At 51.8% G+C, this 12,203-nt stretch carries 9 protein-coding genes; 3 read left to right on the forward strand and 6 right to left on the reverse strand.

The window, feature by feature from the left end; all coding sequences use genetic code 11:
- Window positions 1-177: 177 nt before the first annotated feature.
- From glpC to glpA, 3 genes are read right to left on the reverse strand one after another with little or no spacing between them, the layout of a single operon-like run.
- On the reverse strand, window positions 178-1,368 hold the full coding sequence (gene glpC / locus FEK47_RS08780) for an anaerobic glycerol-3-phosphate dehydrogenase subunit GlpC (RefSeq protein ID WP_001000377.1): 1,191 nt from the start codon (window positions 1,366-1,368) through the stop codon (window positions 178-180).
- Window positions 1,368-2,624 carry a glycerol-3-phosphate dehydrogenase subunit GlpB gene (gene glpB / locus FEK47_RS08785; protein WP_138183163.1) on the reverse strand — a complete coding sequence of 419 codons (1,257 nt, stop codon included), beginning with the start codon at window positions 2,622-2,624 and terminating at the stop codon, window positions 1,368-1,370. Before glpB ends, glpC begins: the two co-directional genes overlap by 1 nt.
- A complete protein-coding gene (gene glpA, locus FEK47_RS08790) occupies window positions 2,614-4,242 on the reverse strand; it encodes an anaerobic glycerol-3-phosphate dehydrogenase subunit A (RefSeq protein ID WP_135487501.1) in 1,629 nt (542 codons plus the stop codon). Before glpA ends, glpB begins: the two co-directional genes overlap by 11 nt.
- Window positions 4,243-4,513: 271 nt before the next feature.
- On the opposite strand from glpA, the gene glpT reads away from it, so the two are divergent.
- The 3 genes from glpT (at window position 4,514) to inaA (ending at window position 7,843) form a co-directional block, all read left to right on the forward strand.
- Window positions 4,514-5,872: a glycerol-3-phosphate transporter gene (gene glpT / locus FEK47_RS08795; RefSeq protein ID WP_064526704.1), complete on the forward strand. Its 1,359-nt coding sequence runs from the start codon at window positions 4,514-4,516 to the stop codon at window positions 5,870-5,872.
- 4 nt (window positions 5,873-5,876) lie between these two features.
- The gene (gene glpQ / locus FEK47_RS08800) at window positions 5,877-6,953 is read left to right on the forward strand and encodes a glycerophosphodiester phosphodiesterase (RefSeq protein ID WP_130217028.1); all 1,077 of its coding nucleotides are present in this window, start codon (window positions 5,877-5,879) and stop codon (window positions 6,951-6,953) included.
- Window positions 6,954-7,192: 239 nt separating this feature from the next.
- Window positions 7,193-7,843 carry a lipopolysaccharide kinase InaA gene (inaA, locus tag FEK47_RS08805; protein ID WP_135487502.1) on the forward strand — a complete coding sequence of 217 codons (651 nt, stop codon included), beginning with the start codon at window positions 7,193-7,195 and terminating at the stop codon, window positions 7,841-7,843.
- Between the two features lie 53 nt (window positions 7,844-7,896).
- Here inaA and yfaE read toward each other — a convergent pair whose 3' ends face one another.
- From yfaE to nrdA, 3 genes are all read right to left on the reverse strand, one after another.
- Window positions 7,897-8,151: a ferredoxin-like diferric-tyrosyl radical cofactor maintenance protein YfaE gene (gene yfaE / locus FEK47_RS08810; RefSeq protein WP_130217032.1), complete on the reverse strand. Its 255-nt coding sequence runs from the start codon at window positions 8,149-8,151 to the stop codon at window positions 7,897-7,899.
- Complete coding sequence (gene nrdB, locus FEK47_RS08815; RefSeq protein WP_130207160.1) at window positions 8,151-9,281, reverse strand: class Ia ribonucleoside-diphosphate reductase subunit beta; 1,131 nt, start codon at window positions 9,279-9,281, stop codon at window positions 8,151-8,153. The genes yfaE and nrdB overlap by 1 nt, the downstream gene beginning before the upstream one ends.
- 142 nt (window positions 9,282-9,423) lie before the next feature.
- A complete protein-coding gene (gene nrdA, locus FEK47_RS08820; protein WP_135487503.1) occupies window positions 9,424-11,709 on the reverse strand; it encodes a class 1a ribonucleoside-diphosphate reductase subunit alpha in 2,286 nt (761 codons plus the stop codon).
- Window positions 11,710-12,203 lie beyond the last annotated feature (494 nt).

A 12,203-nucleotide genomic window follows, 5' to 3' on the forward strand; every position in this document is an offset into this window, starting at 1 on the left:
GATATTTATGATGACGCGACATTACGGTTATCCCAGGCCTTTGACATCTGCCAGTTTCAGCCTTTGCGAGACGTTTTCAGAGGAATTTTCACTGCGTTGCAACGCATACATTGGGCACGGAATCGTGTACGCAAAAATGCCCGGTAACAACATGCTTACCGGGCATCAGAAAGGAGTTTAAGCCAGCGCCTGGGCCAGCAGCGTAATCGGATGTTCGCAGCGAAGGCTTGTGGACATCTCAATCTGCCATTTGCAGGTTTCGCAGTCGGTAACGACCAGATCCGCGCCGCTCTCTTCTATCTGGCGGAACAGTGGTGCGCCGATGGCTTGTGAGGTGGGGTAGTTCTCTTTTTTGAAACCGTAAGTACCCGCAATACCGCAGCACTGGGAATCCAGCACTGTCAGCTCAAGCCCTGGGATCTTACGCAACAGTTCCAGGGTGTAGAGCGTCCAGCCCATTTTTTCCATATGGCACGGCGTGTGATAAACCACTTTCAGCGGCAGCGGTTTCAGCGGTAACGTTTTTCCTTCGTCCAGCTTGCGCCACAGCCAGCGGGTCGCCAGTTCGATATGATCGCGCAAGCCTTTGTTGTCGACATTCAGCACTTCCGGGTATTCGTCGCGCAGGGCAAATGTACAGGTTGAGGAGGTGGCAATCACCGGAATGCCTTTTACTCCCACAGCTTCGCGGATCGACTCTACATTCGTAATTGCCTGTTTGCGTGCTTTATCGGTAAAACCGTTGGCGATCAGAGGTACGCCGCAGCATTTTTCTTTGCTGAGCAGTTGCACGCCGGTGCCCATCGCGTTGAGCACTTTAATTAAATCTTTACCTAACTGCGGATGGTTGTAGTTAACGAAGCAGCCGTGAAAGAAAGCGACCTGGTCTTTATACTGCGCTTGCTGAGCCGCCACGCTGCGATACCAGCGACGAAATGTACCGAAGGAGTATTTCGGTAGCGTGCGGCGATGATCGATTTTTAACGCCGCATCAAGCAGCTGCCGCACTGGTTTCAGCGAGGTAGCGGTGTTGACGATTGGTGCGAACGGCGTGGAAACGCTGCCCATCAGGTCGGTATGACTCAACACAAAATTACGCAGCGACGGGCGCGTGGTGTCATATTTCGCCCGCGCGCGCTGGATAATATCGCCAATCTTCACATCGGACGGGCAGGCGACTTCGCAACGTTTGCAGTTGATGCAATATTTCAGCGCCTCGTCATACAGTGCGCCATCTTTCAGACGCAGACGCTCGCCATCCGGCCCGGCTTGTTTTGGCCCTGGATAGCCGGGATTCACCCGGCTCACCGGGCAGGCGGTGGTGCAGACGGTGCACTTAATGCAATTTTCGAAGCTGGTATCGTTCATTATTGGCCTCCTGCGCGTTGGGCAATCTGTTGAGCGGCATGTAAAGCACTGACGGCACAAACGCCGCCGCCGCATCCCTGGGCGATGGGATCAAATCCGCCCAGCACCGAACCGATGGCAAACAGGTTGTCTACTGTTTGATCAGCCTGTGACGGGCGTAGCGCCTCGTCAGTGGTCACGCCGAACTGTTGCCACGGTTGCGCAGCAAAAAAGTCACTTCTATACCACTCACCCCGCGTGGCGGTTTGTAGCACATCAAGGCCGAGAATCGGCTCACGAATGCCTTCGCGTTCTGCCACCAGCCCGCCGCTAAAGAAACTGCCGCTCGCAAGCACAGCAAAACGCGGACGCAGCGGGATATCGGCGTGATTGCGGGTCCAGATTTCGCTCACCACGCCGTTTTTGCAGGTCACACTTTTCACTTCATCGCCCGGCATCCACACGCCGCCCTGGCGTACAAACTGGCGCTGTAACTGGTTTTGCAGACGAATGCCCAGCACGGAAGGCGGCAGCGTTGGCAAAAGCATAAGTGAACAAGGTAGTTTTTCATTCAGCCAACGCCACAGTTTGTCATCGGCCAGGCCGAAGCAGGCGGGCATCAGGATCATTTCACAGGTATTGGCGACAGGGATTAGCGCATCAATTAACAGCGGCCAGTTTTCTTCGTTATCAAGGAAACGGGCGATATTCACCGCGCGAAACTCGGTGGCGTTATTGCGTAGCACATCCAGTTCCGGCAGTTCAATTTCAGCAGTTTCAACCGAAAGATCCAGTTCGCGCAACGAAGCCGCCGCAAGATGCGCCTGGAAATCCATCAGCCCGCTTATCCCCACTACACATATCTTCTTCGCGGGTAGCGGCCAGACGGGAACTTCTGGCGAACTTAACCAGGTCGAACGCAAAGTGCCGAGTGGGGTAACGCGCTGATGGGCCAGTTCCACGCTGCCCTGCAATTGCGCGCCGCTTTCCGCAATTAATGTCTGCGCCTGACAAGCGAGATCCAGTACGCGTTGTGGGCCGAGAAGAGTGTAAGGATGGGCAGGTGCCTGATGGCACAAAGACTCCAGCCCTGCATGAATGTCTGCCACCGGTTGACCATCTGGCAGATGGCTCAGCAAATCCAGCGAACCGGATGAGAAATGCAGAGCGCTCTGTCCACGGGTGACAATGGCACAGCGCAGACCGTGTTTTTGCAATTGCAGGCCGCAGAGTAATCCGGCGAGGCCGCCGCCCATAATGACAGTATCAAAGCGCATCTTTCTGCTCCTTCTCCAGACCACACAGTCCCTGATAAACCCAGCGGGTAAATTCGCTTTCGCGCAGTGCATCCCCCCAGGCAATGGGTTGCACGCCTTTCCAGCGTTCGTTAAGGAAGGTGGAAAGTTGTTCGATAGATTGCGCGGAGGTGGTGACGTTAAAGCGTTGCAACAATCCAGCTGCCCGGCAGGCGCAGAGCTCGCCCTGGCAAGTCCCCATCCCCACACGGGTGCGGCGACGTAAATCCAGCAGGCTGTTGACGTTTAAATTTTCTACTGCGTACTGCACTTCGCCAGCAGTAACGGCTTCACACTCACAAACAAGGCTGCGGTGCAAACGGCCTTCACTTAACCAGGCGGGTGTGCGATCGCCATGACGATAAACCGCAGAACCGCGCAGCGGGGCAGGCAGGGAGATGACTTTACGCAAGGTGACTTCAGCGGGCTCCAGTGAACCAGGAAGTGCCAGATCGGCGGTCGTACAGGGGCGCGTGTTGCCCAGCTTGCGGCATACTGCGTCGGTAGCCCATTCCGCCATCAGCCGATAGGTCATCAGTTTGCCACCGGTGATGGTGATAAATCCGTCCAGACCATCGCGTTCAGCATGGTCGAGCAGCACGATGCCACGGCTGACGTTACGTCCGCTCGGGTCGTCATCGCTGGCAACCAACGGGCGTACGCCAGAGTAGGCCCGCAAAATGCGCGTTTTCGCCATCACGGGGGCCAGTTTTTCCCCTTCACGTAGCAGAATATCCACTTCTTCTGCCGTCACTCGGTTGTCGTCTATCTCATCGTAATTAATGCGTAAAGAGGTGGTGCCAATCAGCGAAATGGTATCGCCAGGCACCAGAATATCGGCGTCGGAAGGTTTACGGCAGCGGTTGATCACATGCTGATTAATGCGGTGGTCCATGATCAGCAGCGATCCTTTCGCCGGGAACATGCGAATGCGCAGATCGGCATATTCGGCAATGTGTTGCCCCCAGATCCCGGCGGCATTAACTACGACAGGCGCATGAAGTGCCTGAGTTTCACCGGTGAGATGATTACGTACACGAACACCGCACACCGTCGCGCCTTCACGAATCAGTCCCGTGACTTCATGAGCGGTAAGGATAACGGCACCATGTTCTTTTGCATCGAGCATGTTCGCTGCGGTCAGCCGGAATGGGTCAACGGTGCCATCCGGAACTTTTACCGCGCCAATCAGTGCCGGGTTAACGGAAGGTTCGATAATGCGTGCTTGCTGCGGATCAATGGCTTCAGCACTGATTCCAGCCTCTTCGCAAGCACGAATAAAAGTCGCCTGGAAGGAGAGATCATCTTCCGGCAGGGTGATAAACAGGCCGTTGGTTGGTTCGACACAGTGACGCGCAATGCGTTTTAAAATCTGGTTTTCACTAATACATTCGCGGGCCGATTCCGCATCGGTAACCGCATAGCGTGCGCCGCTGTGCAGCAGACCGTGGTTACGCCCAGTGGCTCCCGTTGCGATGTCGTGGCGTTCAACCAAAATCACTTTCAGCCCGCGCAGGGCACAGTCGCGGGCAATCCCGGCTCCCGTTGCGCCGCCGCCAATGATAATCACGTCACTTGTTTGCGAATCGCGAGTTTTCATTGTTATCCCTCAAAAGTTCGTTTTGTCTCATTTAGCCACAGAAAAAACATGCATTGTTTGATTTCGCGCATAATCGCTCATAATTCGAAAGTGAAACGTGATTTCATGCGTCATTTTGAACATTTTGTAAATCTTATTTAATAATGTGTGCGGTAATTCACATTCATGGAATGAATGATTAATTAACATCGCGGCAACTCAAGAAACGGCAGGTTCTTCCATTGAATCAGGCTGTTAATCATAAATAAGACCACGGCCACGGAGGCTATAAATGTTGAGTATTTTTAAACCAGCGCCACACAAGGCGCGCTTACCTGCTGCGGAGATCGACCCGACTTACCGTCGATTACGCTGGCAAATTTTCCTGGGGATATTCTTTGGTTATGCCGCTTACTATTTGGTTCGTAAGAACTTTGCTCTCGCGATGCCCTACCTGGTGGAGCAGGGGTTCTCACGTGGTGATTTAGGTTTTGCCCTTTCAGGGATCTCAATTGCCTACGGATTTTCGAAATTCATCATGGGGTCGGTGTCGGACCGCTCGAATCCGCGCGTTTTCCTGCCAGCAGGTCTGATTCTTGCTGCGGCAGTTATGCTTTTTATGGGCTTTGTTCCGTGGGCGACATCGAGCATTGCGGTGATGTTTGTGCTGCTGTTCCTCTGCGGTTGGTTCCAGGGGATGGGATGGCCGCCGTGCGGTCGTACTATGGTGCACTGGTGGTCGCAGAAAGAACGTGGCGGCATTGTGTCGGTGTGGAACTGTGCGCATAACGTCGGTGGTGGTATTCCGCCGCTGTTGTTCCTGCTGGGGATGGCCTGGTTCAATGACTGGCACGCGGCGCTTTATATGCCGGCTTTCTGTGCCATTCTGGTGGCTCTGTTCGCCTTTGCGATGATGCGCGATACCCCGCAATCCTGTGGTTTGCCGCCGATCGAAGAGTACAAAAATGATTACCCGGACGACTATAACGAAAAAGCGGAACAGGAACTGACGGCGAAGCAGATCTTCATGCAGTACGTGCTGCCGAACAAACTGCTGTGGTACATCGCCATCGCCAACGTGTTCGTCTATCTGCTGCGCTACGGTATCCTCGACTGGTCACCGACTTACCTGAAAGAGGTGAAACACTTCGCGCTGGATAAATCCTCCTGGGCCTACTTCTTCTATGAGTATGCGGGTATTCCGGGCACTCTGCTGTGCGGCTGGATGTCGGACAAAGTTTTCCGTGGTAACCGTGGGGCAACCGGCGTCTTCTTTATGACACTGGTGACCATCGCCACCATCGTTTACTGGATGAACCCGGCAGGCAACCCAACCGTCGATATGATTTGTATGATTGTTATCGGCTTCCTGATCTACGGCCCAGTCATGCTGATTGGTCTGCACGCGCTGGAACTGGCGCCGAAGAAAGCGGCAGGTACGGCGGCGGGCTTTACCGGACTGTTTGGTTACCTTGGTGGTTCCGTAGCGGCAAGCGCGATTGTCGGCTACACCGTTGACTACTTTGGCTGGGATGGCGGCTTCATGGTGATGATTGGCGGCAGCATTCTGGCGGTTATCTTGTTAATTGTCGTAATGATTGGCGAAAAACGTCGCCATCAGGAATTACAGCAAAAACGCAACGGAGGCTAATGGCATGAAATTGACGCTGAAAAACCTTAGCATGGCTATCATGATGAGTGGAATGATCATGGGAAGCAGTGCAATGGCGGCGGATAACAGTGAGAAAATAGTGATTGCCCATCGTGGCGCCAGTGGTTATTTGCCGGAGCATACGCTGCCTGCAAAGGCGATGGCGTATGCGCAGGGGGCCGATTATCTTGAACAGGATTTGGTGATGACGAAGGATGACCATCTGGTCGTTCTGCATGACCACTATCTTGACCGGGTAACCGATGTCGCCGATCGTTTCCCGGACAGGGCGCGCAAAGATGGTCGTTACTACGCGATAGATTTTACACTGGATGAAATTAAGTCTTTAAAATTCACTGAAGGCTTCGATATTGAAAACGGTAAAAAAGTGCAGACTTTCCCCGGACGTTTCCCGATGGGTAAATCTGACTTCCGGGTGCACACTTTCGAAGAGGAAATTGAATTTGTTCAGGGGCTAAACCATTCGACCGGGAAAAATATTGGTATCTATCCAGAGATTAAAGCGCCGTGGTTCCATCATCAGGAAGGGAAGGATATTGCGGCAAAAACCCTGGAAGTGCTGAAGAAATATGGCTACACCGGTAAGGATGATAAGGTTTATCTGCAATGCTTTGATGCTGATGAACTGAAGCGTATTAAGAATGAGCTGGAACCTAAAATGGGTATGGACCTCAACCTGGTACAGCTGATTGCCTATACCGACTGGAACGAAACTCAGCAGAAACAACCGGACGGAAGCTGGGTTAATTACAGCTATGACTGGATGTTCAAACCGGGTGCCATGAAACAGGTAGCGGAATATGCTGATGGTATTGGTCCGGATTACCATATGGTGATTGATGAGACATCGCAGCCGGGTAATATCAAGCTTACCGGAATGGTAAAAGATGCACAGCAGAATAAGCTGGTGGTGCATCCTTATACCGTGCGGGCCGACAAGCTACCGGAATATGCCACCGATGTGAATCAGTTGTATGACATTCTGTACAATAAAGCCGGTGTTAATGGGTTATTTACCGACTTCCCTGACAAGGCGGTAAAATTCCTTAACAAAGAGTAAATTCAGTGTCGGATGGCACTTATGTGCCATCCGATACCACTCTTCATCCACACCCCTACACATAGTGGGCATAGTTAATTCTTCAATAAAATCTGTTAGTTATTCTTACTTGCTGTTATTTAGCGCGGGATGACTTGTTTCCGGCAAAAGAAACCCATTAATAAACACTTTTTATTAAGTTTTTCTTAAGGTGAACACCTATAGTCATTGTCGTTAACAATAACAACAGGCGACAGGGTATGGTTGTTTCAGCAAAACTCGATGAATTTAATCACTGGTGGGCAACGGAAGGAGACTGGGTTGAAGAGCCGAATTTCCGCCGCAATGGCATGAGTGGGGTGCAATGCGTTGAACGAGACGGGCAAAAAATTTACGTGAAGCGCATGACTCAGCACCTGTTTCATTCCCTCCGCTATCCGTTTGGTCGCCCGACGATTGTGCGCGAGGTTGCGGTGATAAAAGATCTGGAACGCGCTGGCGTGATTGTGCCGAAAATCGTTTTTGGAGAAGCGGTGAAAATTGATGGCGAATGGCGTGCGTTGCTGGTGACAGAAGATATGGCGGGGTTTGTCAGCATTGCTGACTGGTATGCGCAACATGCAATTACGCCTTTTGCTGATGATGTTCGCGAAGGGATGCTAAAAGCGGTAGCGCTGGCGTTTAAGAAAATGCATAGCGTTAATCGGCAGCATGGTTGCTGTTATGTTCGCCATATCTATGTGAAAACGGAAGGTAAAGCAGAAGCTGGTTTTCTTGACCTGGAGAAAAGCCGCCGTCGTGTACGGCGCCATAAAGCGATCAATCATGACTTCCGCCAACTGGAAAAATATCTGGAGCCGATCCCCAAAGCCGACTGGAAACAGGTGAAAGCGTATTACTACGCCATGTAATTGTTGTAGGCCAGATAAGACGCATCCGCGTCGCATCTGGCACTAGTGCCAGATCACATCTCTATTTCGATATCGCCTTTTGCCCGGCAACAACAGGGCAAAATCTCCCCTGGCTGAATAAAGGCTAACGGTTCGGCAATCCAGTCAACCTGACCTGCAACCAGGCGTGTGCGACAGGAGCCGCAGTAGCCTTCGCGACACTGGTACTCAACCGCCACATTATGAGATTCCAGCGCCGCCAGAAGGGAAGGGTGTTCATCCTGGCACAGCAGTTGTGTGCCAGTGATGCGCAAGGTAACGCGGGTCATCAGAGCTGGAAGTTACTCAAATCGTCGGTGTCCACTTCCGAGTCAATTTGACCGACCAGATAAGAACTGACTTCCACTTCCTGCGGAGCAACCTGTACATTATCCGACACCAGCCAGGTGTTGATCCACGGGATCGGGTTGGAACGCGTCTGGAACGGCAGATCCAAACCAACTGCCTGCATGCGGATATTGGTTATGTACTCGACGTACTGGCAGAGAATGTCCTTGTTCAGACCAATCATCGAACCGTCACGGAACAGATAATCAGCCCAGTCTTTCTCCTGCTGTGCCGCCTGGACAAACAGCTCATAGCACTCTTGCTTACACTCTTCGGCTATTTCCGCCATTTCCGGATCATCCGCGCCGCTGCGCAGTAGATTCAGCATATGCTGGGTGCCAGTCAGGTGCAGGGCTTCGTCACGGGCAATCAGGCGAATAATCTTGGCGTTACCTTCCATCAGTTCGCGTTCTGCAAAGGCAAAGGAACAAGCAAAGCTGACGTAGAAACGAATCGCTTCCAGCGCGTTAACGCTCATCAGGCAGAGATAAAGTTTTTTCTTCAGCTCGCGCAGGCTAACGGTCACGGTTTTGCCGTTGACGGTGTGGGTGCCTTCGCCCAGCAAATGCCAGTAGCTGGTCATCTCGATCAGTTCATCGTAATAGCGGGAAATGCCTTCTGCGCGTTTCTGGATCTGCTCGTTGGTGACGATATCGTCGAATACAACAGACGGATCGTTAACGATATTGCGAATGATATGGGTATAGGAACGAGAGTGAATTGTTTCTGAAAATGCCCAGGTTTCGACCCAGGTCTCCAGTTCCGGGATCGAGATCAGCGGCAGCAGTGCTACGTTCGGACTACGACCCTGAATTGAATCGAGCAACGTCTGGTACTTCAGGTTGCTAATAAAAATGTGCTTTTCGTGTTCAGGCAGCGCCTGATAATCGATACGGTCGCGGGAGACGTCAACTTCTTCCGGACGCCAGAAGAAAGAGAGCTGCTTTTCGATCAGCTTTTCGAAGATTTCATATTTTTGCTGATCGTAGCGGGCCACGTTGACCGGTTGACCAAAGAACATCGGCTCTTTGAGCTGATCATTTTTCGTCTGTGAAAAGGTGGTATATGCCATGAATGTGTCCTGTGGTTTTAATGCCGGATAAGGCATTTTACGCCGCATCCTGTGCCTGATGCGACGCTGGCGCGTCTTATCAGGCCTACAAATTCGAACCGTAGGCCGGATAAGGGGTTACGCCACATCCGGCATCTCAATATCAGATCTTACATGCGCCGCTTTCGCAGCCATCGTCCTGGATTGACGGCACCAGATCGTCCTGCGCATCTTCTGCGCCGTCACGGGTGTTCTGATAATACAGCGTTTTGACCCCGAATTTGTAGGCGGTGAGCAGGTCTTTCAGCAACTGCTGCATCGGCACTTTTCCTGACGGGAAGCGTGACGGATCGTAGTTAGTATTCGCAGAGATCGACTGATCGATAAATTTCTGCATGATACCAACCAGTTGCAGGTAGCCATCGTTACCCGGCATTTCCCACAGCAACTCGTAGGCGTCGTGCAGATGTTCATAGTCCGGCACGACCTGGCGCAGAATACCGTCTTTCGATGCTTTGATGCTAACGTAACCGCGCGGCGGTTCAATACCGTTAGTGGCGTTAGAGATCTGTGAAGACGTCTCGGACGGCATCAGGGCAGAAAGCGTGGAGTTACGCAGGCCGTGCGTTTTGATTGACTCACGCAGAGCCTCCCAGTCGTAATGAAGCGGCTCATTAGCGATGGCATCCAGATCTTTCTTATAGGTATCGATCGGCAGGATCCCTTTCGCGTAAGTGGTTTCGTTAAACCACGGGCATGCGCCTTGCTCTTTCGCCAGCTCGTTAGAGGCTTTCAGCAGATAATACTGAATCGCTTCGAAAGTTTTATGCGTCAGGTTGTTGGCGCTGCCGTCGGAGTAGCGTTTACCGTGCTTCGCCAGATAGTAAGCGAAGTTGATCACACCAATACCCAGTGTACGACGACCCATCGCCCCGCGTTTGGCGGCCGGGATCGGGTAATCCTGATAATCCAGCAGCGCGTCAAGTGCGCGTACCGCCAGAACGGCCAACTCTTCCAGTTCATCCAGGCTGTTAATTGCCCCCAGGTTGAAAGCAGAAAGCGTACACAGCGCGATTTCACCGTTTTCGTCGTTAACGTCATTCAGCGGTTTGGTCGGCAGAGCGATTTCCAGGCACAGGTTAGACTGGCGCACTGGCGCAATAGCCGGATCAAACGGGCTGTGGGTGTTGCAGTGGTCAACGTTCTGAATATAGATACGACCAGTAGACGCACGTTCCTGCATCATCAGTGAGAACAGCTCAACGGCTTTCACACGCTGCTTGCGGATGCTGTCGTCTTTCTCATATTTGGTGTACAGGCGTTCAAACTCTTCCTGATCGGCGAAGAACGCGTCGTACAGCCCCGGTACGTCGGACGGGCTGAACAGGGTGATATCTTCACCTTTCAGCAGGCGGGTATACATCAGTTTGTTGATTTGTACCCCGTAGTCCATATGACGCACGCGGTTGCCTTCTACACCACGGTTGTTTTTCAACACCAGCAGGCTTTCCACTTCCAGATGCCAGATTGGGTAGAACAGCGTTGCCGCACCGCCGCGCACGCCGCCCTGGGAGCAGGATTTCACCGCCGTCTGGAAATGTTTGTAGAACGGAATGCATCCGGTATGGAACGCTTCACCGCCACGAATCGGGCTACCCAGCGCACGAATACGCCCGGCGTTGATGCCGATCCCCGCACGCTGGGAAACGTATTTCACAATCGCGCTGGAGGTCGCGTTAATGGAATCCAGGCTGTCGCCGCACTCGATCAGCACGCAGGAGCTGAACTGGCGAGTCGGAGTACGCACACCTGACATGATTGGCGTCGGCAGCGAAATTTTAAATGTGGAAACCGCGTCGTAAAAACGCTTCACGTATTCCAGACGCGTTTCGCGCGGGTAGTTCGAGAACAGGCACGCGGCAACCAGAATATAAAGGAACTGGGCGCTCTCGTAGATTTCGCCGGTCACGCGGTTCTGAACCAGGTATTTGCCTTCCAGCTGTTTAACGGCAGCATAAGAGAAGGTCATATCACGGTCGTGAACGATAAACGTGTCCATCTGCTTGAACTCTTCTTCCGTGTAGTCTTCCAGCAGATGATTATCGTATTTGCCCATCTCGACCATTTTCACCACGTGGTCGTACAGCGCAGGCGGCTCAAACTGGCCGTAGGCTTTTTTACGCAGGTGGAAGATCGCCAGGCGCGCGGCGAGATACTGATAATCCGGCGCATCACGGGAGATCAGGTCAGCGGCAGCCTTGATAATGGTTTCGTGGATGTCGGAGGTCTTGATACCGTCATAAAACTGAATATGGGAGCGCAGCTCGACCTGTGAAATCGAAACGTTATGCAGTCCTTCTGCCGCCCAGTCCAGAACGCGATGGATTTTGTCGAGATTGATGCGCTCTGTGCTACCGTCGCGCTTTGTCACCAGCAGATTCTGATTCATGTATGTCGTACCTGTTTTTTCCGCAATAGTTTCGCGCAACTACCTGTAGTAAGGAAAGCTGCAACGAACACTATATATAGGGGGTCTATTTGGGATTCACTGCAAGATAGTGTGAAAATGGCCCTCTTGCAAGTGCATAACTTTGTGGATAACTCAGGAAGGAAAAAGTGACTTCCGCGTACCTTAGGTCAGACAAGGTGTTCGGGAAAGTCAATGGGAAGAGAAAAATTTGTTAAAAATAACCGTTCGGTGATTTCTTGAACGTTCAATTTAAGATAATTATTGATCCAGGTTATTTATTGCGCTTAATTCAATTCAACAAAAATTGATTTTGCTACAACAGCATCTGGAGCAATCATTTATTTTCATTGTTCACAATATGAGCATTTGTAACCTGCTGTAAGGTTGGTAACGGTGTTTTTTTATTCAGTCAATGTTAAATAATTACTCTCAATGTTGATTTTTCTTATGGTTGATAAATGATTTAATAAAAT

This window comes from Escherichia sp. E3659, assembly GCF_005781135.1.
Lineage (GTDB): Bacteria > Pseudomonadota > Gammaproteobacteria > Enterobacterales > Enterobacteriaceae > Escherichia.